This window comes from Citrobacter pasteurii (assembly GCF_019047765.1).
Classification (GTDB): Bacteria; Pseudomonadota; Gammaproteobacteria; order Enterobacterales; family Enterobacteriaceae; genus Citrobacter; species Citrobacter pasteurii.
In genome coordinates this window covers 2,869,581-2,893,390 of sequence record NZ_CP077262.1, presented here as the reverse complement: position 1 = coordinate 2,893,390, position 23,810 = coordinate 2,869,581, and the positions used below count along the sequence as shown (strand labels likewise).

Annotated in this window: 22 protein-coding genes and 1 pseudogene; 12 read left to right on the top strand and 11 right to left on the bottom strand. The window is 50.8% G+C overall.

Features of this window, described 5'->3' with window-relative positions; genetic code table 11:
- Window positions 1-32: 32 nt before the first annotated feature.
- Complete coding sequence (locus I6L54_RS14105; RefSeq protein WP_040233904.1) at window positions 33-1,541, bottom strand: YdgA family protein; 1,509 nt, start codon at window positions 1,539-1,541, stop codon at window positions 33-35.
- 107 nt (window positions 1,542-1,648) lie between these two features.
- Complete coding sequence (gene manA, locus I6L54_RS14100) at window positions 1,649-2,824, bottom strand: mannose-6-phosphate isomerase (protein ID WP_040233856.1); 1,176 nt, start codon at window positions 2,822-2,824, stop codon at window positions 1,649-1,651.
- Window positions 2,825-3,087: 263 nt separating this feature from the next.
- Here manA and fumB point away from each other — a divergent pair, with 263 nt between their 5' ends.
- The gene (gene fumB, locus I6L54_RS14095) at window positions 3,088-4,734 is read left to right on the top strand and encodes a class I fumarate hydratase (protein ID WP_005121189.1); all 1,647 of its coding nucleotides are present in this window, start codon (window positions 3,088-3,090) and stop codon (window positions 4,732-4,734) included.
- Window positions 4,735-4,875: 141 nt separating this feature from the next.
- Entirely contained in the window at window positions 4,876-6,279 is a 1,404-nt protein-coding gene (fumC, locus tag I6L54_RS14090) for a class II fumarate hydratase (RefSeq protein ID WP_005121188.1), read from the top strand.
- Here the strand turns inward: fumC and tus are convergent.
- Window positions 6,276-7,205: a DNA replication terminus site-binding protein gene (tus, locus tag I6L54_RS14085; protein WP_040233857.1), complete on the bottom strand. Its 930-nt coding sequence runs from the start codon at window positions 7,203-7,205 to the stop codon at window positions 6,276-6,278. The two genes, fumC and tus, sit on opposite strands and share 4 nt — an antisense overlap.
- 73 nt (window positions 7,206-7,278) lie before the next feature.
- Window positions 7,279-8,580 (bottom strand): two-component system sensor histidine kinase RstB, encoded by a 1,302-nt coding sequence (gene rstB / locus I6L54_RS14080; RefSeq protein WP_040233858.1) that lies wholly within the window; start codon window positions 8,578-8,580, stop codon window positions 7,279-7,281.
- 206 nt (window positions 8,581-8,786) lie between these two features.
- Here rstB and I6L54_RS14075 point away from each other — a divergent pair, with 206 nt between their 5' ends.
- The 4 genes and pseudogenes from I6L54_RS14075 (at window position 8,787) to I6L54_RS14060 (ending at window position 11,212) form a co-directional block, all read left to right on the top strand.
- Window positions 8,787-9,131, top strand: coding sequence for a DUF1294 domain-containing protein (locus tag I6L54_RS14075; protein ID WP_040233859.1), 345 nt, complete (start codon window positions 8,787-8,789; stop codon window positions 9,129-9,131).
- Between the two features lie 41 nt (window positions 9,132-9,172).
- On the top strand, window positions 9,173-9,697 hold the full coding sequence (locus I6L54_RS14070; RefSeq protein WP_040233860.1) for a hypothetical protein: 525 nt from the start codon (window positions 9,173-9,175) through the stop codon (window positions 9,695-9,697).
- Between the two features lie 65 nt (window positions 9,698-9,762).
- A pseudogene (locus I6L54_RS14065) lies at window positions 9,763-10,068 on the top strand (aminoglycoside phosphotransferase family protein); the annotation flags it as partial.
- A 115-nt stretch (window positions 10,069-10,183) separates the two neighbouring features.
- Window positions 10,184-11,212 carry a HoxN/HupN/NixA family nickel/cobalt transporter gene (locus I6L54_RS14060; protein ID WP_040233862.1) on the top strand — a complete coding sequence of 343 codons (1,029 nt, stop codon included), beginning with the start codon at window positions 10,184-10,186 and terminating at the stop codon, window positions 11,210-11,212.
- A gap of 52 nt (window positions 11,213-11,264) precedes the next feature.
- Here the strand turns inward: I6L54_RS14060 and I6L54_RS14055 are convergent, their stop codons facing one another.
- Together I6L54_RS14055 and rstA are read right to left on the bottom strand one after the other, a co-directional pair.
- On the bottom strand, window positions 11,265-12,605 hold the full coding sequence (locus tag I6L54_RS14055; RefSeq protein ID WP_040233863.1) for an L-cystine transporter: 1,341 nt from the start codon (window positions 12,603-12,605) through the stop codon (window positions 11,265-11,267).
- Window positions 12,606-12,850: 245 nt separating this feature from the next.
- Entirely contained in the window at window positions 12,851-13,585 is a 735-nt protein-coding gene (gene rstA, locus I6L54_RS14050) for a two-component system response regulator RstA (RefSeq protein WP_040233906.1), read from the bottom strand.
- Window positions 13,586-13,711: 126 nt separating this feature from the next.
- Between rstA and I6L54_RS14045 the strand changes: the two genes are divergently transcribed.
- Window positions 13,712-14,047: a GlpM family protein gene (locus I6L54_RS14045; RefSeq protein ID WP_005121178.1), complete on the top strand. Its 336-nt coding sequence runs from the start codon at window positions 13,712-13,714 to the stop codon at window positions 14,045-14,047.
- On the opposite strand, the gene folM is transcribed toward I6L54_RS14045, so the two are convergent.
- From folM to ydgH, 3 genes are all read right to left on the bottom strand, one after another.
- Window positions 14,044-14,766 carry a dihydromonapterin reductase gene (folM, locus tag I6L54_RS14040; RefSeq protein WP_005121177.1) on the bottom strand — a complete coding sequence of 241 codons (723 nt, stop codon included), beginning with the start codon at window positions 14,764-14,766 and terminating at the stop codon, window positions 14,044-14,046. The genes I6L54_RS14045 and folM overlap by 4 nt on opposite strands.
- A 37-nt stretch (window positions 14,767-14,803) precedes the next feature.
- Complete coding sequence (locus I6L54_RS14035) at window positions 14,804-16,186, bottom strand: amino acid permease (RefSeq protein ID WP_040233865.1); 1,383 nt, start codon at window positions 16,184-16,186, stop codon at window positions 14,804-14,806.
- A gap of 187 nt (window positions 16,187-16,373) precedes the next feature.
- Window positions 16,374-17,318: a DUF1471 family protein YdgH gene (gene ydgH, locus I6L54_RS14030; protein WP_005121175.1), complete on the bottom strand. Its 945-nt coding sequence runs from the start codon at window positions 17,316-17,318 to the stop codon at window positions 16,374-16,376.
- A 525-nt stretch (window positions 17,319-17,843) separates the two neighbouring features.
- Between ydgH and pntA the strand changes: the two genes are divergently transcribed.
- Window positions 17,844-19,373: a Re/Si-specific NAD(P)(+) transhydrogenase subunit alpha gene (gene pntA, locus I6L54_RS14025; RefSeq protein WP_005121174.1), complete on the top strand. Its 1,530-nt coding sequence runs from the start codon at window positions 17,844-17,846 to the stop codon at window positions 19,371-19,373.
- A 10-nt stretch (window positions 19,374-19,383) separates the two neighbouring features.
- A complete protein-coding gene (gene pntB, locus I6L54_RS14020) occupies window positions 19,384-20,772 on the top strand; it encodes a Re/Si-specific NAD(P)(+) transhydrogenase subunit beta (RefSeq protein ID WP_005121173.1) in 1,389 nt (462 codons plus the stop codon).
- A 46-nt stretch (window positions 20,773-20,818) separates the two neighbouring features.
- On the opposite strand, the gene I6L54_RS14015 is transcribed toward pntB, so the two are convergent.
- Window positions 20,819-21,853, bottom strand: a complete 1,035-nt coding sequence (locus tag I6L54_RS14015; protein ID WP_040233866.1) for an AI-2E family transporter — start codon at window positions 21,851-21,853, stop codon at window positions 20,819-20,821.
- A gap of 130 nt (window positions 21,854-21,983) precedes the next feature.
- Here I6L54_RS14015 and I6L54_RS24610 point away from each other — a divergent pair, with 130 nt between their 5' ends.
- The 3 genes from I6L54_RS24610 to mdtI all read left to right on the top strand — a co-directional run bounded on the left by I6L54_RS24610 (window position 21,984) and on the right by mdtI (window position 22,943).
- Window positions 21,984-22,154 carry a protein YdgV gene (locus I6L54_RS24610; protein WP_086523670.1) on the top strand — a complete coding sequence of 57 codons (171 nt, stop codon included), beginning with the start codon at window positions 21,984-21,986 and terminating at the stop codon, window positions 22,152-22,154.
- A 107-nt stretch (window positions 22,155-22,261) separates the two neighbouring features.
- Window positions 22,262-22,627, top strand: a complete 366-nt coding sequence (gene mdtJ / locus I6L54_RS14010) for a multidrug/spermidine efflux SMR transporter subunit MdtJ (RefSeq protein WP_161958620.1) — start codon at window positions 22,262-22,264, stop codon at window positions 22,625-22,627.
- Entirely contained in the window at window positions 22,614-22,943 is a 330-nt protein-coding gene (mdtI, locus tag I6L54_RS14005) for a multidrug/spermidine efflux SMR transporter subunit MdtI (protein WP_040233868.1), read from the top strand. Before mdtJ ends, mdtI begins: the two co-directional genes overlap by 14 nt.
- Window positions 22,944-22,977: 34 nt before the next feature.
- On the opposite strand, the gene I6L54_RS14000 is transcribed toward mdtI, so the two are convergent.
- The gene (locus I6L54_RS14000) at window positions 22,978-23,799 is read right to left on the bottom strand and encodes a trypsin-like serine peptidase (RefSeq protein WP_005121169.1); all 822 of its coding nucleotides are present in this window, start codon (window positions 23,797-23,799) and stop codon (window positions 22,978-22,980) included.
- Window positions 23,800-23,810: the final 11 nt, after the last annotated feature.

Here is a 23,810-nt window from a genome sequence, read left to right as displayed (position 1 = left end):
AGCGGTATTATCGGGCTTGGTTCAGAGAAGAATTACTGTTGTGGAACTGCCGGAACATCCGGCTCGCCAAGGGTCGGCATACCGAACATACCAACAAACTCATCCAGCGGCATTTTCTGCCCGTTGAGCGTTACCTGGCCATTGGTGTACTGCAGGCTGGAGCCGATGGTGTTGTCCTGCATCGTGGTAATGCGGAACATCTGCCCCATCGCAGCCAGACCATTGACCTGCTGTTTCGCCAGACCCGCGGCTTGCTCCTGCTGATAGCCTTCAATTTTGGCTATCTGTGTCATGAACTCAGTCGCCATATCCACAGGAATAGTCAGCTTCGCGTCCAGTGATTTGACGGAACGATCCACTTCCTGAGCCAGCGTTTGTGGCTCTTCTTTGGTCGCGGTTGGATCTTTGAGCAGCAGCGACAGGTTAAACGTCGTTTCGCCTTTCGCATTTTTCCAGCTTAACGGCGCAATGGTGATTACCGGTTCACCCTTCATCAGAATAGGCAGCGCATTAAAGAACGCTTCCGTGACTTTCTGCTGATACAGCTCTGGGTTTTGGACGACATCAATCTGCGACATCAGCGCCTTGGTTTGGGCACTGTACTGCTGGCTGAACTGATGCAGGGCTTCACCGTCAATCTGACCCACTTTCAGCGTCAGCTTACCGCTACCCAAATCCTGACCCTGTAATTTAAGGCTGTTCAGGGTGTAATCCAACTGACTGTTCACGGTTTTTCCATTGTTAGTCAGATCGGATTTACCATCAATTCCCATCCCTTCCAGCACGGCCAGCTCTTTGCCTTCGACCGATATCGACAGCTTATCGAGTGCCAGCTTTTGGTCGCCGATGCGTTCACCAAAACTGGCGACGCTGCTGGACCCTTCGGTTGTCAGGTTATTAAAGGTAATTTGTACCTTCTGATCGTATTCGTTGACTGCATTAACCTGACCGCTTTGCGCAGTGCCCGTCAGGGAAACCGCGTTACCGTCTTTATCTGCGGTGAACTGGAATTCGCCACCGCTAAAGGCCACTTTTTCGTCGCCTTTCTCGTAGTTCAACGGTTTGAGGGAGAGATCGGAACGGGTGTCGCCACTATAGCTAATACGGGAGTTGATGACGAAAGGAGACTCGCCTTTGGCTATATCAAACAATGGCTTAGTGACATCGTTATTCACCAGTGTGGTTCTCACCGAAGCCATAGCAGGAATGAGGTTCAATGACTTAAGCTGGGTTAACGGGAAGGGGCCGTGATCCACCGTTTCATCCAGAACGATAGTTTGGCCTGCTTTCAGCCATGCGTTTTCCTGTCCGGCGATGGGTTTCACTACCAGTTGCAGTTGGCTATTGAACACGCCGCGCTGGTAGTTTTGATAACTCAGTTCAATTCCTGCCTCAGGTGAGTAGCGTTTGATCTGATCATTTGCCTGCGTCACCATCTCGGCGAGATGCGTTTCCAGTTTCTTTCCGGTGTACCATGCGCCGCCCGTCCAGACGATACCCAGCGCAACCACCACACCCGCAGCTACCAGCGATTTTTTCATTTCGATATCCATAAAATAAAACCAGGCGTTTGAAGACGCCTGGAGGAGTGACATGTTTTTAACTCTCTACTAGCTTAGCAAGAGTTGTTAAAAATATCAGTATCTTGCTAGAGCCTGTTGTAAACACGCGCTAAACGGCCGACGCCGCTGACACTTATTGGCGATTCATTCGCACTAATAAATGCGGATTCCCCCGGTTTTAGTACCAGACGTTGATCGCCTTTGCTCAGTAGCGCTTCACCTTCTATGCAGAACAAAATTGCCGCGCTGTGCTGGCTAATTACGGCTTCCCCGGTAGACAGTTCATGCAGGGAGAAGGCGAAATCATCAACCGGGATCGGGAAGTCGAGTTCACCACCGGTTTTGACCGGCGTGGTCAACAGTTGGTTCGCCGGTTTTGCGACAAATTTAACGTTGGCCACCAGCTCCGGAATATCGATATATTTCGGTGTCAGCCCTGCACGCAGCACGTTGTCCGAGTTAGCCATGACCTCAAGTGCCACACCTTGCAGATAGGCGTGCGGCGTTTCGGCGAACAGGAACATCGCTTCGCCAGGATTTAGCTTCACCACATTCAGCAGCAGTGGGGAGAAAAGACCACTGTCGTTCGGGTAGACATCAGCGATAAGGCGAATAGTCTGCCACGGTTCGCCTTGCTGGCTGTTAAGGGCTGATTTCAGTATTGCCAGTGCATGCGATTTTTCCTGATCCTGCATATTTAACAGGCTGGCGAAAAGGTAGCTCAGGCGCTCGGCACCGGGTTCCTGCAAAAAGTGAGCAATGGCAGGATGCGCGCCCGCAACCGGTTGTAACAACGCAACGATGTCAGAGAACTCGCGAAACGCATTCATCGCCAGGAATGGCGTCAGGGCAAAAACCAGCTCTGGCTTGTGGTTCGGATCTTTGTAGTTACGCTCAGCGGCATCCATTGGGATCCCGGCTGCGTTTTCTTTGGCGAATCCTATCTCAGAGTTGTGTTTGTTCGGATGGACCTGAATCGAAAGGGGTTGCGCGGCGCAGAGCACTTTAAACAGGAAGGGCAGTTCGCCAAAGCGTTTTGCTACGGCATCGCCTAACAGTGCGGATTTATCGTGCTCGATAACATCGCGCAGAGCAACGGGTTGGCCATCGGCCCCTTGAACCTGCGAGCTGCTTTTCGGATGAGCCCCCATCCACAGTTCGGCCATTGGCTGCTGGGTTGGGTTGGCAATGCCATAAAGTTCCGTTAACGCAGTTTTACTTCCCCAGGCGTAGTGTTGCACTGAGTTGATCAGTTTTTGCATTATCAATGCCCTGTTTCAATGTTGAAAAATCTCTGGCTATTAAACCAAGAAACCCCGGACGAAGTAACCTGCACGTGCAAAAAGTCGTACTAGTCTCAGTTTTTGTTAAAAAATTGTGTAGGATATGGTGACTCGCTTTTAATACCCTGAGTAATTCTGGTTGCAGAAAGCCATACCTTCTACAACCCGATCTGCGGCAGGGAAGCAGGGCAATGGAACATCTGCCCAGAGAATAACCAGACCGAGCAGTAAGTGAGAGCACAATGTCAAACAAACCCTTTCATTATCAGCATCCTTTTCCCCTCAAAAAGGATGATACCGAATACTATCTGCTGACCAACGACCATGTTTCCGTTGCCGAATTTGAAGGGCAGGAGATTGTCAAAGTTGCGCCTGAGGCCTTAACTTTGCTGGCTCGCCAGGCGTTTCATGACGCATCGTTTATGTTGCGACCTGCACATCAGCAGCAGGTTGCAGACATTCTGCGTGATCCGGATGCCAGCGAAAACGATAAATATGTCGCCCTGCAATTCCTGCGTAACTCTGATATCGCGGCAAAGGGCATCCTGCCAACATGTCAGGACACTGGCACGGCGATTATCGTGGGTAAAAAAGGACAGCGTGTCTGGACCGGCGGCGGTGACGAAGCGGCGCTGGCGCGTGGGGTTTATAACACCTACATCGAAGATAACCTGCGCTATTCACAAAACGCCGCGCTGGATATGTACAAAGAGGTGAACACCGGTACCAATCTGCCAGCACAGATTGACTTGTATACCGTCGACGGCGATGAATACAAATTCCTGTGTATTGCCAAAGGCGGCGGTTCGGCGAACAAAACCTATCTGTACCAGGAAACCAAAGCGCTGCTCACGCCTGGCAAATTAAAAAATTACCTGGTGGAGAAGATGCGTACGCTGGGAACCGCAGCTTGCCCACCGTACCACATCGCGTTTGTGATTGGCGGAACGTCCGCAGAAGCCACGCTGAAAACGGTGAAACTGGCTTCGGCGAAATACTACGATGAGCTGCCGACCGAAGGTAACGAGCACGGTCAGGCATTCCGTGATGTTGAACTGGAAAAAGAGTTGCTGATTGAAGCGCAGAACCTTGGTTTAGGTGCCCAGTTTGGCGGGAAATATTTCGCGCACGATATCCGTGTGATCCGCTTGCCGCGTCACGGCGCGTCGTGCCCGGTTGGCATGGGCGTTTCTTGTTCAGCGGATCGTAATATTAAAGCCAGGATCAACCGTGAAGGGATCTGGATTGAGAAGCTCGAACACAATCCTGGCAAATATATCCCGGAAGAACTGCGTCAGGCAGGTGAAGGCGAAGCCGTGCGCGTCGACCTGAACCGTCCGATGAAGGATATCCTGGCACAGTTGTCGCAATATCCGGTTTCTACCCGCTTGTCGCTGAATGGTACGATCATCGTTGGACGTGACATAGCGCATGCGAAACTGAAAGAACGTCTGGATAACGGTGAAAGTTTGCCGCAGTATGTTAAAGATCACCCAATCTATTACGCCGGACCGGCAAAAACGCCGGAAGGTTATGCATCTGGCTCGCTTGGTCCAACCACTGCCGGTCGCATGGATTCCTATGTTGATCAGCTTCAGGCCGCGGGCGGGAGTATGATCATGCTGGCAAAAGGAAACCGCAGCCAGCAGGTTACTGACGCTTGCCATAAGCATGGCGGTTTCTACTTAGGCAGCATTGGCGGGCCAGCGGCTGTGCTGGCTCAGGGCAGTATCAAGAGTCTGGAGTGCGTGGAATATCCCGAACTGGGGATGGAAGCCATCTGGAAAATTGAAGTGGAAGATTTCCCGGCGTTTATCCTGGTGGATGACAAAGGGAACGATTTCTTCCAGCAAATTCAGACGTCGCAGTGCGCACGCTGCGTTAAGTAACGTCAGCCGCCCTACGGGGCGGTTTTTTTTACCGCACGAACCACCAAACGACAGTTTTTTCCTCGTTAATACTCATAAGACCAATGCAAGTGGGCAATGTCGAAACATAACCTAATCAATCGTTAATATAAGGAGCAGGTAATGGTAACGGTACGCCGCGAGAATGATTCAATGGGTGCGATCGATGTTCCGGCCGATAAACTCTGGGGCGCGCAAACTCAACGATCGCTGGAGCATTTTCGCATTTCAACAGAGAAAATGCCGGTCTCGCTGATCCACGCGCTGGCGCTGACTAAGCGGGCCGCTGCGAAGGTTAACCAGGATTTGGGGTTGCTGGCTGCGGAGAAAGCCTCCGCCATCATGCAGGCTGCAGACGAGGTGCTGGCAGACAAACATCGTGATGAGTTTCCGCTGGCTATCTGGCAGACTGGCTCCGGCACGCAAAGCAATATGAATATGAATGAGGTGCTGGCAAACCGGGCCAGCGAATTGTTGGGTGGTGTGCGGGGGATGGAGCGAAAAATACATCCGAACGATGACGTCAACAAAAGCCAAAGTTCAAATGATGTTTTTCCCACGGCAATGCATGTCGCCGCGCTGTTGGCTTTGCGTGAGCATCTGATTCCTCAGCTGAATGTGTTGACCACCACGTTACGTGAAAAATCGCATGCCTTCGCCGACATTGTCAAAATCGGCAGAACCCATTTACAGGATGCGACGCCCCTGACGCTGGGCCAGGAAATCTCAGGCTGGGTGGCAATGCTGGAACATAACCTGAAGCATATTGAACATAGTCTGCCGCACGTTGCTGAACTGGCGTTGGGCGGTACGGCGGTAGGGACCGGGCTGAACACCCACCCGGAATATGCCGGGCGGGTTGCGGATGAACTGGCTGCGTTGACTTCTGCACCTTTTGTTACCGCGCCGAATAAATTCGAAGCGCTAGCCACCTGTGATGCACTGGTACATGCCCACGGTGCGCTCAAAGGCCTGGCCGCATCGCTGATGAAAATCGCCAATGATGTACGCTGGCTGGCATCCGGTCCGCGCTGCGGCATTGGTGAAATTTCTATTCCTGAAAATGAACCGGGCAGTTCCATCATGCCGGGTAAGGTTAACCCGACACAATGTGAAGCCCTGACTATGTTGTGCTGTCAGGTCATGGGTAACGATGTTGCCGTTAATATTGGCGGGGCTTCAGGGAATTTTGAACTGAACGTCTATCGCCCGATGGTTATCCACAACTTCCTGCAATCGGTTCGCCTGTTGGCTGATGGTATGGAAAGCTTCAACGAACACTGTGCGACAGGGATCGAGCCAAATCGTGAACGCATTGATCAGTTGCTCAACGAGTCACTGATGCTGGTAACCGCGCTAAACACCCATATCGGTTACGATAAAGCGGCTGAGATTGCTAAAAAGGCGCATAAAGAAGGACTGACTTTAAAAGCGTCAGCCCTGGCGCTGGGATATTTAACCGAGGCCGAATTCGACAGTTGGGTCCGCCCGGAACTGATGGTCGGTAGCATGCGACCAGGTCGTTAATCCGCTACATACAGGTGCAGCCGTGGGATAATCAGTCTTAACGGTTGCGCCTGAGGTTTAAAACGGTGCTGAACATTATCAGCATCGTAGTTCAGTAATCCTCCGATATCCGGCACCGTCATGCCGTTTTCGTTATTTATTAGCGCAATTAATGGCGTCGGGCAGGCATATTGCACCTGTTTTTGCTGCCCTTTGTACCAGACACGAGCGATGGGTTGTACTTTGACCGGGCGTTTGATCTTCAATTTTGCCTGCTGTGGCAGGGCAGCAATGTCCTGATATTCGCGCTCAAGCCTGGCCTGCCACTCTTCGCGAGTCCACGGATGCACGCTGCGCGGTGATGTCAGGCTCTTTTCCAGTTGTTGCAGTACCTCATCACGTGTCAGGTTCTTAATAATATGCTTGTTGGCCCAGCCAAATCGTAGGGTAGCCGGATCTCTGACGACCGTTAGCGTTCGATAGGCGTTCAACGTAATCAGCCCCGGCAGGTGGCGGTGCACCCATTCAAAACGCGCCGCCGATGGCAGACCAGAATCTACGGTGACAATACGCTCAAAGGTGGTTTTAAGCTGATTAATACGTTGTATTTGCTCTTCCAGCACGGCTTGTGTGCCGGTATTCACCTGATAGCAGAGTACCCCCGGCAGGCGGACAGCCGCTTTGCTACTGCGATTCTCGGACTGCTGTTGAATAAACAGGTGGCGAAAGTGGCGTAGTGCCAGGGTTTCCGCCTCTTTACCCAGGTGCTGTTTAACGTCGATGGTTTCCAGTGGCGCGTGTTCTGCCTCTTTCACCACCTCCGGCAAAGAGAACACGCGAGCAACCAGCAGCGTCTGCTGTTGCAATTGCCCGGTGAGGTGTGCCAGTTGTTGTTCCATCTGGCGAAAGGTTCCGTTTAAGCGTTCGACAAGATCATAGCGAGCCATAGGTTTACCATTTTAGTTACAACATACTTTTTTATAGCACAAGACACTCAGCCTGACCACCGAGCGGTGTAGGTCAGGCAGCTGAAAATTCAGGTATGTTATGCCAGACAGGCCAACTGAAGGAGAAGCGGGCACCACCCAGTTCACTTTCATCACAGATCACAGTACCGCCCATAGCCAGAGCGATGGAGTGGACGATGGCGAGGCCAAGTCCGCAGCCACCTGTCGCCCGGTCACGGCTGGGATCCAGACGTACAAACGGTTCAAAAATTTGCTCGCGCGCAGCTGGCGCGATGCCGGGGCCATCATCTTCGACGATCAGCGTTGCCTGACTCCCATTGAGTTGCAGGCTGGCTTGCACAGTAGACTGGCAGTAACGCAGCGCGTTGTTTAATAAATTATCCAGCACACGCTCCATCAAACGCATATCCAGCGCGCCGTAGTCTCCGATCTGAAGATGGCGCAGGCGTACCGAACGATCGGGATTGACGCTTTGTACATCTTCCAGATGGGTTGTTAGCCACATGTGCAGGTCCGGAACACTGAGTTTTAGCTCATTTTGCGGCCGATCCAGACGAGCATAGGTGAGCAATTCTTCAATTAACGCTTCCAGTTGACCAATATCGCGGTTTAGCGCCTGCGATTCCTGCTCGGTGAGGTTATCGCTCATTTCCAGCCGATAACGTAAACGTACCAGTGGGGTACGAAGCTCATGGGCAATGCCGTCTATCAGCTGTTTCTTACTGGCAATCAGGGCATTGATATTGTCTGCCATTTGGTTAAACGCCACGCCCAGACGCTCAAAGCTTGATCCGCTGTCAAAGTGCAACCGCTCATTAAGATGCCCTTCACCAAAACGCTGCGCAGCGGCCTCCAGTCTGAGCATCTCTTGCCAGTGTGGGCGCATCCAGATCAGCACAGGGAAGGCCAATGAAATAGCAATGAAGGCCATCAGTGCGACGTCCAGCAAGCGCATCTGGTGCAGGAAATAGAGATAAGGTACCGGGCCGACGGCTAGTACATAGTGGCTTCGCGGAATCCGTTGAATAAAGGTGTACTGATCGTCGAGCGCAACGATATCGCCTTCCCGCAAGCGCTGCATGGTGGGAGCATCCAGATGGTATTTATTCAACGGTTCTACGCGAAGATCAAAAGACAGATTTAAATCCATCTCTTTCAGGGTTTTCCCCCAGTCACGCGGTGGGATTTCGCGTAATTCGCTGCGCATCAGGTACAACGAGCTTTTCATCAAGTCGTCGAGCGACTGTCTGCCTGCACGTTCTGCGGTGAATTTGTACACCAGGCCAACCAGCAGGGTCATCACCAGAAAACAGACAAACAACAAGAGATAAAACTGCACAAACAGCTTTTTCATCAAAATCACCAGACGCTCAAAGGGTTAGCAAATCTCATCGAAAATGTGCGGATGCGGATAACTTTCCGAATGCCATCAAACACACTCAGTGGAGCAGATTACACTGTATCCACTATTTCTGCATTGCCATGCTCCGCTCGGCGCTTTGGCATGTATGACGTATAATGCGGCTTTGATGCATTCTGATCTATTCCACAACGAATAAAATGAACCTCAATCGTTTCTGTTACTTGCTACTGATTTTGGCTGCGTCAGGCAGTATGTTCACCTCACATCCCTTTGTCATGTGGTGCCTGCTTGCTAATGTTTTGACGCTGGTGATTTACGGCGCAGATAAAATGGCGGCGCGTAAGGCCTGGCGCAGAGTGCCAGAATCCACTTTGCTGGTGTTTGGCGTGGTGGGCGGGTGGCCTGGTGCGATTGCGGGCCAACAACTCTTTCGCCATAAAACACAAAAACAGCCATTTAAAACCTATTTCATAATCAGTATCTTACTGAGTGTTTCAGCGATGGCAGCTGTTTATTGGCTCTTTGCATTTTCATCTTCCTGAGCATCAATCACGAGCATTAAAAACAGCGGAGACAGGATGATATGAAGATCTATATTATCGACCAGAATGGCGATTTAGCCTTACAAAACGGTCGCAGTATTGTTGTTGAGTTTGCTGATGACAAATCGCTTGAACTGGCTGGTAGCCCACAACCGTTACCGGAGGGAATCCCTGACGGGATCCATATTTGGGGCGGCAGAATTCCGTATCAAACGTCAGAAGAAGTGAAGACCTCGCAACTGGATTTCAAACCTGTAGCGGCCAATGGCATGATTGTTTCACCGCTCCCGATCAAAGAATCTGATTCCTGTATAACAGGGATGTTTATTGCAGATGATGACGGTTCTCTGCAACTGCTAAAAGTGAGCAGGGTGGTTATCGCGCTTGATAATGGCAAAACCCTGGAGTTCATGGAACATTATGCCAACAATGGGCTGCTGGTATGGGGAGGACGTGAGCCCGATCTGCAACGTCCTCTTGAAGAAGTTAAGCAAAGAACCGAGAGCCTTGGATTGTATCTACTGGCAGGCAACGTTGTTCATGTATTTCCCTATAAAGTGGAGTAACAATATGTTTTATCGCCTCAAGGCTCAATCAAATAAGAGGCCGCATTGGATAAATCTGTAGTCAATGGCTGGCTATCGATCCCAAAGGACTGGTGGGTGAGCGCGGGTTTGATTACGCCAATATCTTTACCAATCCGGATCTTGCCGATCCCGCCAGGCCTGTCGCCATTGAGCCTGAAATATTCACGCAACGCGTGAATATCGTGCGCGAAACTGCCGGGATAGAACGGCAACGTTTGTTGATGTGGATTATTGCCTGGTGTGGACTATCGTCCGCCAGGTTTATGCAAGAGGGGGACAGTGCGACGGTCCCCCTGCGTGTCGCAGAGTTAGCGATTGCGGAACTCGCCTCAGGTAGTCATCAACTTTGATCTACGACACTGGGCTGGTAATTCTTAAGGGTTATCATTAGTCTGGTAAACGTTTTAATAATCAATCAGTGAACGGTGGTGTGTTGGTGAGTTCAAATTTAACGGGCCGTGAACGATGAGCCCATTGCTTTCATTATTAAAAAAACGCCCGAACATTCTTTTGTTGATGGTTATACTCATTGGGGCAAACATCGTCGCGTGGCTATGGGCTTTCACCGCGTTTAGCAACAACACTTCGTTACTGGCGCTGAGCCTGATCGCGTGGTGTTATGGTTTGCGTCATGCAGTCGATGCCGACCATATCGCCGCTATCGATAACGCGACGCGAAAGCTCATGCAGCAGAACAAACGAGCCCTGACGACGGGAGCCTGGTTTTCCCTCGGGCACTCCACCATCGTCGTGCTGGCAAGCATTGGTATTGCTCTGACCACCAGCGTGTTTAAGCAGCATATGGTATGGTTTCAGAATATTGGTGGAATTATCGGAACCACCGTTTCTGCCGCATTTCTGCTTATTCTGGCTACCATCAACCTCATCATTTTCTGTCAGGTCTGGAAGACGTTCCGCCATCTGAAACGTTCCGGTATTTATGATCTCTCCACGGAAGATGCCACGGTTTCAGGTCCGCTGAATTGGCTATTCCGCTCAGCCTTCAGGTTGGTTGGGAAAGACTGGCACATGTATTTTGTTGGTTTCTTATTTGGCCTGGGCTTTGACACCGCGACTGAAATCTCGTTATTGGGCATATCGGCTTCAAGCGCCTCCAACGGGATGTCTGTCTGGTCCATTTTAGTATTCCCGGCGCTGTTTACTTGCGGTATGGCGCTGATTGACTGCCTCGACAGTATTCTGATGGTTGAGGCCTACGGATGGGCGTTCAATAAGCCGCAGCGTAAGCTCTATTACAATATGACCATTACCGGGACTTCCGTGATCGTTGCGCTATTTATTGGCGGAGTGGAGGCGCTGGGGCTTCTTTCGCAGGCGTTTTCACTGCAGGGAGGGTTGTGGGATGCCGTCAGTGATTTGAGTGACCATATGGGGAATGTCGGGTTTGCCATTATTGGCCTCTTTATCGGCTGCTGGATTATTTCTGCAGTAAATTACCGTTGGAAAAAATACGACGGACTGACGTTTAGTTAATGCAAAAAAGCCTTCCTGTTCACAGAAGGCTTTAATCATACAGAAAGACTGACTAACTCGCGTTGACGCGTTGCGGTTCTTCAGCTCGCTTGTTCAGGAACCTGTTTGCCAGCACGCCTGACATCATAGAACCATTCACGTTTAATGCCGTTCTGGCCATATCGACAACAGGCTCGATGGCGATGAAAATCCCCACCAGTGCGACCGGGAAATTAAGCGTTGAAAGGACGATCAGCGCAGCGAATGTTCCGCCGCCGCCTACGCCAGCAACGCCGATAGAGCCCAGCGCAATTGCAGGCAGCATGGCGAGTAGAAAATGAACCGATAGCGGATCAATCCCAATTGTTGGCGCAATCATCGCTACCATAATGGCAGGGTAGATCCCTGCGCAGCCGTTTTGACCCATGCTTGAGCCAAATGAGGCCGCGATATTGGCAATTGTATTTTGCACGCCAAACTTTTCCTGAGCGGAAATAGCCAGCGGAATAGATGCCGCACTGCTGCGTGAAACAAATGCAAAGGTTAATACCGGCCAGACGGTTTTAAAATAGTGAACAGGATTATTGCCACTCAGCACCAGTATTAGCGCATGAACAATAAACATCACCAGAATTGCAAGATAACAGGCGGCGATAAAGCCTAACAGACTGGCAAATTGCTCCAGGCGATATGCTGAAAATACGCCAGCCATTAATGCCATCACGCCATAAGGGGTGAGGGCAATAACGATGCGTACCATCTTCATCACCCAAATCTGAATGGCGTTAATGCCAGCACTTAATTTTTCACCTTCTTGCGGGGCGTCTTGTTTGACCTTTAATAATGCCACGCCAGCCAGTAGCGTGAAGATAACTATGCCAATAACGGAAACGCTTCTGGCGCCAGTCAGGTCGAGAAAAATGTTGGTAGGTATCAGCGATGTAATTAGTTTTGGCAGCGAAATGGCAGCCGTTTTACTCACATCATCAGCCGTCAGCGTGGACTGCATATGAACAAACGCGCTGGCGTCCAGACCTAATACATGCGCTGTCAGTAGCCCAACAAATCCGGCAATCATCACCAGACAGAGCATACATCCGACGATGGTTAATGACATTTTCCCAATGCCTGCATTGTTTTCAAGCTTATTAATGGCCGAGAGAATAGAGATGAATATCAGCGGAACCGCAACCAGCTTCAGTAAATTCACATAGCCGTTGCCAATAACGTTATACCAGTCGATAACCGTTTTACTGTCGTCAGTTGCAATGAGATGCAGGGATAAGCCGATAATGGCACCTAAAAAAATAGCGATGAAGACACTTTTTGAAAGGGAGTGATTTTTTTGGTTGATTCTGAAAATAGCCCATGAACAAACCAAAAAAAACGCGATATACGCGAACGTAACGAACATAGTGTAGCCTCTTGCCTCATTCAGCACCTGAAATGCCGGAAAGAGAGTTGTCATTGCGAAATAAACCTATGAACCCTAAGGGTTCAGGACCGGAACGGATTATAGGGAGCGAGGAGGTGAGCGGCCATACAAAAAATGTGTAATGGAACTGGATGGCGTTTGTATGCCTGTTATGTAGCCGATTGCATGTGACAGTGTAACGTGAAAGGGTGAGTTTGGCCGATCAACGTGACCGGCCCGGCGGATTACTTCTGAGTCTCGTCGTCCCAGGCGTGCGGCGCGAACAAATAACCTTTGTTGCGTACCGTTTTGATTCGGTAGGGTTCCGTCGCGTTATCGAGCAGTTTTTTACGTAACCGGGAGATCGCGACATCCACGCTGCGATCCATGCCGTCATAACTTACGCCGCGCAGATTCTTTAGCAACGCATCGCGGTCCATAATCTGCCCGGCATGGGTTGCCAGTTCCCAAAGTAACTCAAAATCCGCCGTAGAGAGGGCGACTTGTTCACCGCCGAGCAGCACAGACCGATTTGTTGGATCAATGGTCAGGGTGCCAAAACGCAGCGTGGTGTGTGGGGTGATGGTGGCAGCCTGAATCCCTTTAGCCTGGGCTGAATGTTCGTTTTGGCGTAAATGCAGGCGCAGGCGAGCGAGCAGCACCGCCGGTGGTGTGGTTTTCAGGATATAATCGCAGGCACCCATTTCGAGGGCCAGAATATGGTTCATGTCACTGTCCAGCGAAGTCAGCAGGACAATTGGACCTTGCCAGCGCCCACGCAAATCACGGCAAATAGTCATACCGTCCTTACCTGGAAGCATAATATCTAACAACACCAGATCGGGTTGCACTTGCAGAATTTTCACTTCGGCCAAATCACCACGAGGTTCAACGATAACCTCAATATCATGCCGGGCCAGATAGGCCGCAATCAGCGAACCTACTTCGGGATCATCTTCAACAAATACGATGGTGTTCATATCATTCATTTTGAATATAAAACGCCAACATACACCGCCATCGTTTTTCCTTCCATTAATCTTTTCTAAACGAGAACGCTTCCGTTATGCTAGAGGCTGATGTTATTGATGTGTTAAGGCAAAACGATGGGGCTCGTAGTAAAAGCGGCGCTGGGCGCGCTGGTAGTGGTGCTGATTGGTTTACTGGCTAAAACAAAGAATTATTATATTGCGGGGTTAATTCCACTGTTCCCGACCTTTGCGCTGATAGCTCACTATATTGTGGCCAGTGAGCGTGGAATAGAGGCATTACGTACAACTATCGTCTTCAGCATGTGGTCGATTATTCCCTATTTTGTCTACCTCATTTCACTGTGGTACTTCACTGGTTTTATGCGTTTACCCGTCGCGCTCATTGGCTCGGTAGTCTGCTGGAGCCTGAGCGCGTGGTTGCTGATCTTTTGTTGGATAAAACTGCACTAGCGCAGGTGGCGACCACCGTCAACGGCAAAGCTGCGGCCGGTGACAAAGCAGCTGGTAAACAGGTAGTCTATTAAATCAATGACTTCTTTTTCACCGGGCGCTGTTTTCATCAATGATTTATTCAGCGCCTGCTGACGATATTCTGCATCGTCACCCTCGTTAAACAGGATTAGCGAGGGGGCGATTGCGTTAACTTTCACTTCCGGAGCCAGTTTGCGGGCGAATGAACGGGTCATGTTATCCAGAGCAGCTTTACTGGCAGCATACGCAATATGCTTGTCACTGCCGCGTTCTACGACGTAATCAGTAAAATGGATAATATCGCTGGCTGCATGCCCATGTCCGCGCAGCAGGCCTTCCAGCGCGTGATTAAGCAGGTAAGGGGTATTCACGTGGATCTGCATCATACTGGACAGCACCTCAGAAAGCGGTAGCCCCGGTTTTTCGGCAAGCCAGGCGCTGGCATTATGCACAATAGCGCGTAAACCTTCGGTACGGGCTTTCACTTCATTGGCAAAAGCGAGTACACCTTCGTCGGTCGCGAAGTCAGCCTGAATACACAGTGCACCCGCCTCTTGCAGGCCATCAATCGCCGGGTAGTGTGTCCGGTAGCTGACGATCACTGGCTGCTTTTGATTCAGAAAATGCCACGCGATGGCGAGACCGATGCGACGGCCCCCTCCGGTGATAAGTATTGGCAAAGCGGGCTTTTTACCCATCGAGTTCTCCATGAGTCGCAAACGATGGGTCAACTATTTAACCCATCAGCATCCAGGTCGCTGGAACAGCTGCTACAAGAAGCAGGCCGATCAAAGCCATTTCCTGGCGTTTTAATACGTTGTCATGCGCGTGAGTTTTGCGGGCATAAAGGAAAACCAGCAACCCCGGAGCATACAGCACCACGGACAACAACAGGTGCATCGGACCTGACGCGTACAGTAACCATAAGCCATAAATGCATGCACCGACACCAACAGCCTGATGAATTGGGCGGGTCGCTATTTTCAGCAAAAATGCGCCGACGAGGAAATAGGGCACCAGAATCATCTCTGAGGCAATAGTCAGCAACGTATTGTAGTCAGAACCTGTGAGCCAGATCAGCACCAGACAGACCTGTACGCAGATGTTAGTCAGCCACAGTGATGCAGAAGGCGCACCTTGCGCATTCTGACGGGCAAAAATACGCGGGAATGCTTTGTGCGTGGATGCCAGAAACGGGACTTCCGCCGCCATAATCGTCCAGCTCAAATAGGCGCCACAGACAGAGACAATCAAACCCGCGGCGATAATGATTTCGCCCCATGGCCCCATCATTTTAACCATCAGGCCAGCCATTGATGGGTTGCGGATTTCAGCCAGTTCCGGGCGAGCGACCACGCCAAGAGAAAGCAAGGTCACCAGCAGGTAGACGCCAAGAGCGGCAAGTACTGCCAGCAACGTCGCGCGCCCGACATCGCGTTTGTTCCGCGCCCGCGCGGACACCACGACAGCGCCTTCCACACCGATAAACACCCACAGGGTGATAAGCATGGTGTTTTTAACTTGCTCCCAGACAGGAACACCCAGTTTCACACCGGTAAAGTCCAGGCTAAAGGTCTCGAGCTTAAATAACATAAATGCCAGAACGATAAACAGGCCAAGCGGCAGTAGCTTCGCCAGCGTCGCCACCAGATTAATGCTGGCGGCTGTCTGTACACCACGTAACACCAGAAAATGCACGACCCACAGCAGTACCGATGCGCCAACAATAGACTGCCAGGTATTCCCGTCGCCAAACAGACGCAACGCAGGTGTATCGGTAAAGAAGCTAAGTGCGGAAAAGACGATAACCAGATAGGAAACGTTAGCGATAACGGCGCACAGCCAATATCCCCACGCGGAACAGAAACCGATCAGCTCTCCGAAGCCTTCACGCGCGTAGGTAAAGATACCGCCGTCCAGTTCCGGGCGGATACGCGTCAGGATAAGCATGGCAAACGCGAGCAGCAGGATCCCCGCACCCGTAATCGCCCAACCAATCAATAACGCTGCCGGGCTGGCTACCGCAGCCATATTTTGTGGCAGGCTGAAAACACCGGCACCAAGCATGGAGCTTAGAACCAGCGCTGTCAGTGCGCTCAGACCCAATTTCTTTTCCATTTGTATCCAGTTACAAAAACGAGAGTGAGAGAATAATTATTTTGGCAAATCGCATAAAAATGGTGAAAGCGACTCAAGGCGCGGGATTTTACGGAGAGAAGACAACGCATGCAATGGGGATAGGCAGATTTGTGACTAAAAATGCTAAAGGCGGCATAAAGCCGCCTTTTATTGTTACAACTGTCTGTTACTTATACAGGTCGGCGCTGATGGTCATGTTGTTACCACGTTCCGACCACTGGCGGGTAATGTGGTAGTACTTGGCACCTTTTTTCGCTGCACGTTTCGCAACCTGGTAAGATACTTCGGTCATGTTGCCATAGTTACCGGTGAACTTGATGCTGTCGAACGGCACCATCATCGCGGCGGTAGCTTTGTTCAACTCTTCAACTTTAGTACCGTCAGGCAGGGTGACAGTGTAACGTCCGCCTTTAGTTGACTGAGTTTCGAAGAAACGACCCACTTCGGCACTCGGAGACGCGGTTGTTGCCACGCCTGGGATTTCAACTTTCTTCGCGGCTTCGCCGCCGGCTGCTAACGCGGCACGTCCGGCATCAGAATCGGCAGGGATCGCATCAGGGCTTTGAACAACACGTTTTTTCGCATCTTCTTTGTAGATGAATGCGGTAATACGTTGGTTACCCCCCTGGTTGGCATCAACCTGGCGTACGATATAAAAAGAGTAAGCCCCTTTTTCTTTCGCCACTTTGGTGATGGCATCATTTACTTCAGGCTGGCTGCGGTAGAAACCCTGAACCGTAACGGTATCGAAAGGTTCAATCAGAACAGCCTGGTCTTTCGGTAATTCCATAACGCCGTTGATGACGCGATTTTTGGTGACTTCTGCTTTTTCAGCGTCGGCTTTATAGATATCGGCGACGACGCGCCAGTTACCGCCACTGCCAAAATCTGAGGTATCAACAACATAAAAGGAGGCTGCACCGTCTTTATCTGCACGACGGGATACGGCGTCTACCGCATCACCGATAGCATTAAAACGACCGGTAACCACAATGCGGTCATAGGGTTTCAGGGCCGCTGCTTGCTCCGGCGTCAATTCTGTCGCTGCATTTACAGAAAAAGCAGTCGCAGAAAGAAGAGCGGACGCCAGGAGAGTGTTCTTAAGCTTCATAAAAATAATCCTTCGCCTTGCGCAAACCAGGTACTGGTATTGTTATTGACTAGAAACGTGGCTGATTATTGCATTTAAATTGTGTCAGTGTCTGCGTGATTTTTCACTCATCGTGCCACCCATGCTAACAACATCGATAACATTTAGTGATATGTCTAAAAATTCGGCGTTTGGCGGCTAAAACTGATAAAGCAGTTGAATTTTATAAGTTAATTTAATGTTAATCAATTGTTCTATGGTGGCGCTTAATCATGTTTTGCCGCTTCGCTTGAGCGAATTATCAGCCTTTGCGGGCTATTTAAAGGGCATTATCCCTGCTTGCGAGTGAATTCATTCCTGTTTTGCAAATTTCATAATAAATACTGTTTTTTGGCGCTAGATCACAGGCGTCATTTTCAGTAGCTTATACAGAGTTTGTTACTGTTTTATTTTATTGAGGTAACACTGAGCTCTCTCGGGAGTGTGCGCATGCCTCTTGCGAACATTGATAAACCATCATCAAAAATACAGATGGAAGGGAACATTATGCGAATTGGCATACCAAAAGAACGGTTAACCAATGAAACCCGTGTTGCAGCCACACCGAAAACGGTTGAGCAGCTGCTGAAGCTGGGTTTTAGCGTCGCGGTTGAAAGCGGCGCAGGTCAACTGGCTAGTTTTGACGATAAGGCGTTTGTGCAAGCAGGCGCAGAAATTGTTGACGGGAATACTGTCTGGCAGTCAGAGATTATCCTGAAGGTCAATGCGCCAGAAGCGTTTGAGATTCCGTTGCTTAATCCGGGTACCACGCTGGTGAGTTTTCTCTGGCCTGCGCAGAACCCTGAACTACTGCAAAAACTCGCAGAGCGAAATGTGACGGTCATGGCGATGGATTCCGTGCCGCGAATTTCGCGCGCGCAGTCACTGGATGCCTTAAGCTCGATGGCCAACATTGCCGGGTATCGTGCAATTGTTGAAGCGGCACATGAGTTCGGACGGTTCTTTACCGGGCAAATTACCGCGGCGGGTAAAGTGCCTCCTGCCAAGGTGATGGTGATCGGTGCTGGCGTGGCGGGATTGGCCGCTATCGGTGCGGCAAACAGCCTCGGGGCGATTGTTCGCGCCTTTGACACACGCCCGGAAGTAAAAGAACAAGTTCAGAGTATGGGCGCTGAGTTCCTCGAACTGGACTTTAAAGAAGAAGCGGGCAGCGGCGATGGCTACGCCAAAGTGATGTCCGAAGCGTTTATAAAAGCGGAGATGGAACTGTTCGCCGCTCAGGCAAAAGACGTCGACATCATCGTTACCACCGCGCTGATCCCGGGGAAACCAGCGCCGAAACTGATCACGCGTGAGATGGTTGATTCGATGAAGCCCGGCAGCGTGATTGTCGATCTCGCCGCGCAAAATGGGGGTAACTGCGAGTATACCGTTGCCAATCAGGTGACCACCACCGAGAACGGCGTCAAGGTTATCGGCTATACCGATTTGCCGGGTCGTTTGCCGACTCAGTCTTCACAATTGTATGGCACCAACCTTGTCAACTTGCTGAAACTGTTATGCAAAGAGAAAGACGGCAACATCACCGTTGATTTTGACGATGTAGTGGTGCGCGGCGTGACAGTGGTTCGCGATGGTGAAATTACGTGGCCTGCACCACCCATCCAGGTTTCTGCTCAGCCACAAGCGGCGCCTAAAGCTGCTCCTGCACCACAGGAAGAGAAAAAACCTGCATCCCCATGGCGCAAATATGCGCTGATGGCGTTGGTGGTGATTCTGTTTGGCTGGCTAGCCGATGTTGCGCCAAAAGAGTTCCTCGGACACTTTACGGTGTTCGCTCTTTCTTGCGTGGTGGGTTACTACGTGGTGTGGAATGTCTCGCATGCGTTGCATACCCCGCTGATGTCCGTGACTAACGCTATCTCCGGGATCATCGTCGTGGGGGCATTATTACAAATTGGCCAGGGCGGCTGGGTGAGTTTCCTGAGTTTTATCGCGGTGCTTATTGCCAGCATTAATATTTTCGGTGGCTTCACCGTGACTCAGCGCATGCTGAAAATGTTCCGGAAAAACTAAGGGGTAACATATGTCTGGAGGATTAGTTACAGCTGCATACATTGTTGCCGCAATCCTGTTTATTTTTAGTCTGGCGGGGCTTTCCAAACACGAAACGTCTCAACAGGGTAACAACTACGGCATCGCCGGGATGGCGATTGCGTTGATTGCCACGATTTTTGGCCCGGATACCGGCAACGTCGCCTGGATTCTGGTTGCAATGATCATTGGTGGCGCAATTGGTATTCGTCTGGCGAAAAGAGTCGAGATGACCGAGATGCCGGAGCTGGTGGCGATTCTGCACAGCTTCGTCGGTCTGGCAGCCGTACTGGTTGGTTTCAACAGCTATCTGTATCACGATACCGGTCTGGAACCGATCCTGGTGAACATTCACCTGACTGAAGTGTTCCTCGGCATCTTTATCGGTGCAGTAACCTTCACCGGTTCTATCGTGGCGTTTGGTAAACTGCGCGGCAAGATCTCATCTAAGCCGCTGATGCTGCCGAACCGCCATAAATTGAACCTGGCGGCGCTGGTGGTTTCTTTCCTGCTGCTGGTGGTGTTTGTTCGTACCGAGAGCGTGGGCCTGCAGGTTCTGGCGCTGCTGGTGATGACCATTATCGCACTGGCGTTTGGTTGGCACCTGGTTGCATCCATCGGTGGGGCCGATATGCCGGTCGTCGTCTCTATGCTGAACTCCTATTCAGGATGGGCAGCAGCAGCGGCAGGCTTTATGCTGAGCAACGATCTGCTGATCGTTACGGGTGCGCTGGTCGGTTCCTCGGGTGCGATCCTGTCTTACATTATGTGTAAGGCCATGAACCGTTCTTTCATCAGCGTTATTGCGGGTGGGTTTGGTACTGACGGTTCCTCAACCGGTGATACCGAAGAAGCAGGTGAACATCGCGAGATTAATGCTGAAGATACCGCTGAAATGCTGAAAAACTCGCATTCTGTGATTATCACCCCGGGCTACGGTATGGCGGTGGCGCAGGCGCAGTATCCGGTGGCGGAAATTACTGAGAAACTGCGCGCCCGTGGTATCAAAGTCCGCTTTGGTATTCACCCGGTAGCAGGGCGTTTGCCTGGTCATATGAACGTGCTGTTGGCGGAAGCCAAAGTGCCGTATGACATCGTGTTGGAAATGGATGAGATCAACGATGATTTCGCCGACACCGATACCGTTCTGGTTATTGGCGCGAACGATACGGTGAACCCGGCAGCGCAGGATGATCCGCGCAGCCCGATAGCCGGAATGCCGGTGCTGGAAGTGTGGAAAGCGCAGAATGTTATCGTGTTCAAACGCTCAATGAACACCGGTTATGCAGGTGTGCAGAACCCGCTGTTCTTTAAAGAAAACACCCATATGTTGTTTGGCGATGCCAAAGCCAGCGTGGATGCGATCCTGAAAGCGCTGTAACCGTCAGCAAAAACTGAAACGGCCTCTGCGGAGGCCGTTTTGCATTTTACTCTTTGTTGAGATCGCTCAGTAGTACGGCAATGCTTTGACCGCCATTGGTTTGCTCAAGCGCGATTTTCACAATGATGGTTAGCGGAACAGAAAGCAGCATCCCAACAGGGCCGAGCAGCCAGCCCCAAAAAATCAGCGACAGGAATACCACCAGCGTAGAAAGTCCCAGCCCACGCCCCATGATGCGGGGTTCGAGGATATTGCCGAATACCAGGTTAATCACAAGATAACCAGCCAGCACGAGCAACGCGTCGTAAAAACCACTGAATACCAGTACCTGAGCAATAGGGGGAATCGCTGCCAGCACCGAACCGATGTTAGGGATATAATTCAGGGCAAAGGCCAGTAGTCCCCAGACAAACGCGAAGCGGACATCCAGTGCGGCAAGCATGCCCCAGGCAGCCAGGCCGGTGACGATACTGATGGCGGTTTTTAGCACCAGATAGTGTGAGACACTGTCGATAGCGCGTTGGATTGCGGCCATTCCCTCAAGAGGGCGGCTCATCATTTGTTTTAGTTTTCCGGGGAGTTGCGGTACTTCCAGCAGCATAAAAACCACAGTCAGCAACAGTAGAAATATCGAGGACATCGCATTAGAGAGTTGTGTCAATAAATTGGTGACCAGCGTCATCGCAGCGTTCGGATCGACATATTTCACCAACTCGTCTACGGAAACACCGATCCCCGCACGTTGTAGCCACGGTTCGATATTTTTCAGTGGGATAACCAATGACGAACGATATTGCGGCAGTGTCCGTGCCAGCTCATTTAAGGATGTACCTAAATAAGCCAGAAGCAGCACCATTAGCATGACAATAATAACAACCAGCAATGACACGGCGAATACACGCGGTATGCGGAGCTTAACCATGCGCTGTACTACGGGATTAAGCACGACGGCGATAAATAATGCCAGAATAAACGGTACGATGATATCGGCGGCAAATCGGATACCGGTTAAAATGATAACCAACATGCCAAGCATAATAACTATTTTTAGGCCGTTAAGCGTGATGATCGGTTTTGTCATGTGAATCCCTGAGTTTTTTATCAATATAATAATGTGATCTGCCTCGAGCCGTTATAACAAAAATCAAACGAGCCGGGTAAAGAAGTGAAAAGATTTTGAGTTCGCATTGAACCTATGATACAAATCATCTGTGTTTAACTACCGAGGACAATTATCATCCGCGATGATGAGAAGCAACACTGCGGATAATTGTAATATTATGGACAATACGTTCAGGATGTTTTTGCGTTTACCTACACTTCTTCGTACCTCCTCCACTTTCTTGCTTGCGGGTGAGCAACACTGGCGCAACGCGCTTTAGTCCCTTCTTCTGCCTGAGCTGGCGTTATGCGCTGAGCTATCTGATTCTATTTTTTGGTTTACTGCATGCAGTAGGCCCAAAGGACTATATTCTCAAGCAGGAGAAGCATCATGTTTTACTGGATATTATTAGGTCTGGCCATTGCGGCTGAAATTACCGGTACGCTGTCAATGAAATGGGCCAGCGTAGGCCATGGTAATGCGGGCTTTATTTTAATGCTGGTAATGATCGCCTTATCGTATATTTTTCTCAGTTTTGCCGTTAAAAAAATTGCCCTTGGTGTGGCCTATGCCTTATGGGAAGGTATCGGAATTTTATTTATTACGTTGTTTAGCGTGTTGTTATTTGACGAAACCTTGACCACGATGAAAGTTGCTGGACTGGTCTCGCTGGTGTTAGGCATTGTGTTGATCAAATCGGGTACACGCAAGCCGGCAAAAGCGAGGAGGGAGGTGACCCATGCAGCAGTTTGAGTGGGTTCACGGCGCCTGGCTTGGAATGGCCATCGTTCTTGAAATCGTTGCTAACGTCTTCTTAAAATTTTCCGATGGTTTCCGCCGTAAGGCTTATGGCGTGTTGTCGCTGGTGGCGGTGTTAGCGGCCTTTAGTGCGCTGTCCCAGGCGGTAAAGGGGATCGACCTTTCTGTCGCCTACGCGCTGTGGGGAGGATTCGGGATCGCCGCAACGTTAGCCGCAGGATGGGTGCTTTTTGGTCAGCGCCTGAATAACAAAGGCTGGATTGGCGTCGCCTTGCTTCTGGCCGGAATGATAATGATCAAACTTGCCTAATCTACGTGCTGCCCGCAAACGTGGGCAGCATGCGTCATCCTTTCGCCAGTGCTTCGAGTTTATCGCGAAAACCCGTCACAGAAATGGCGCGATTATCCGCCCGCCAGCGATCTTTTGCTGCTGGAGCGGAGCTTTGCACACCAATCAATTGCCAGCCTGAATCTGTCTTTAACATCAATGGGGAGCCGCTGTCGCCAGGGAGCGTATCGCACTGATGCGACAAGACTGTATTTTGCGCCCAGCCAGTTACCGCGCAATCCTGATGCGTGTACAGGTCATCCAGGTGATCTTCCGGGTACCCCGACTGAGTCACTTTACGGTCCGCAGCTTTTAGCGCAGCGGTTAACGCGGCTTTATCACCGTCAAATAAAGGTAGCGGCGTGATCCCGGAGGGGGGATAACGTAACACCACGAGACCAAAATCCCACGGGGCTGCAGAAGGTGGGACAATCCAGCCGTCACCATCTGCTTTTAAACGCTTGCCGAGAGAGGGATCAACCCGTCCTTCAATGCCGTGAATTTCATAGCGCCAGATACCCTTTTTCGACACAAAACGTAGCGCGACGGCTTTATCCGGCTTGCCTTTTGGTGGGGTGAGTAAGCAGTGCCCGGCGGTCAGGGCCAGGTGGGGTGAAATGAGCGTAGCCGTACACAGGTTACCGCTGGCGGTTTCCAGTTGCCCGATAGCGTCCCACGGTGATTGCGTTGGGTCAGTCACCCTCACACGATCGTCATGACCAAAAAACAGCGTTTTTATGTTATCGGCTTCAGCAATGGTCGTTGCAGGCTGCTCCGCGTGTGCAACGACAGGAAATAGACAAATTGAACCCAGTAATACCGCAATGGTTTTATGCATATCACACTCTG

What these genes read in the sequence shown, in the direction of transcription:
- manA (WP_040233856.1), bottom strand. Translation starts at nt 2,824, where the DNA reads ATGCAAAAACTGATCAACTCAGTGCAACACTACGCCTGGGGAAGTAAA.
- I6L54_RS14055 (WP_040233863.1), bottom strand. Translation starts at nt 12,605, where the DNA reads ATGTTCGTTACGTTCGCGTATATCGCGTTTTTTTTGGTTTGTTCATGG.
- tus (WP_040233857.1), bottom strand. Translation starts at nt 7,205, where the DNA reads ATGGCTCGCTATGATCTTGTCGAACGCTTAAACGGAACCTTTCGCCAG.
- I6L54_RS14015 (WP_040233866.1), bottom strand. Translation starts at nt 21,853, where the DNA reads ATGACAAAACCGATCATCACGCTTAACGGCCTAAAAATAGTTATTATG.
- I6L54_RS14070 (WP_040233860.1), top strand. Translation starts at nt 9,173, where the DNA reads ATGAAGATCTATATTATCGACCAGAATGGCGATTTAGCCTTACAAAAC.
- rstA (WP_040233906.1), bottom strand. Translation starts at nt 13,585, where the DNA reads ATGAACACCATCGTATTTGTTGAAGATGATCCCGAAGTAGGTTCGCTG.
- I6L54_RS14045 (WP_005121178.1), top strand. Translation starts at nt 13,712, where the DNA reads ATGGGGCTCGTAGTAAAAGCGGCGCTGGGCGCGCTGGTAGTGGTGCTG.
- I6L54_RS14075 (WP_040233859.1), top strand. Translation starts at nt 8,787, where the DNA reads ATGAACCTCAATCGTTTCTGTTACTTGCTACTGATTTTGGCTGCGTCA.
- fumB (WP_005121189.1), top strand. Translation starts at nt 3,088, where the DNA reads ATGTCAAACAAACCCTTTCATTATCAGCATCCTTTTCCCCTCAAAAAG.
- folM (WP_005121177.1), bottom strand. Translation starts at nt 14,766, where the DNA reads ATGGGTAAAAAGCCCGCTTTGCCAATACTTATCACCGGAGGGGGCCGT.
- I6L54_RS14035 (WP_040233865.1), bottom strand. Translation starts at nt 16,186, where the DNA reads ATGGAAAAGAAATTGGGTCTGAGCGCACTGACAGCGCTGGTTCTAAGC.
- I6L54_RS14060 (WP_040233862.1), top strand. Translation starts at nt 10,184, where the DNA reads ATGAGCCCATTGCTTTCATTATTAAAAAAACGCCCGAACATTCTTTTG.
- mdtI (WP_040233868.1), top strand. Translation starts at nt 22,614, where the DNA reads ATGCAGCAGTTTGAGTGGGTTCACGGCGCCTGGCTTGGAATGGCCATC.
- I6L54_RS14105 (WP_040233904.1), bottom strand. Translation starts at nt 1,541, where the DNA reads ATGAAAAAATCGCTGGTAGCTGCGGGTGTGGTGGTTGCGCTGGGTATC.
- I6L54_RS14000 (WP_005121169.1), bottom strand. Translation starts at nt 23,799, where the DNA reads ATGCATAAAACCATTGCGGTATTACTGGGTTCAATTTGTCTATTTCCT.
- fumC (WP_005121188.1), top strand. Translation starts at nt 4,876, where the DNA reads ATGGTAACGGTACGCCGCGAGAATGATTCAATGGGTGCGATCGATGTT.
- pntA (WP_005121174.1), top strand. Translation starts at nt 17,844, where the DNA reads ATGCGAATTGGCATACCAAAAGAACGGTTAACCAATGAAACCCGTGTT.
- rstB (WP_040233858.1), bottom strand. Translation starts at nt 8,580, where the DNA reads ATGAAAAAGCTGTTTGTGCAGTTTTATCTCTTGTTGTTTGTCTGTTTT.
- ydgH (WP_005121175.1), bottom strand. Translation starts at nt 17,318, where the DNA reads ATGAAGCTTAAGAACACTCTCCTGGCGTCCGCTCTTCTTTCTGCGACT.
- pntB (WP_005121173.1), top strand. Translation starts at nt 19,384, where the DNA reads ATGTCTGGAGGATTAGTTACAGCTGCATACATTGTTGCCGCAATCCTG.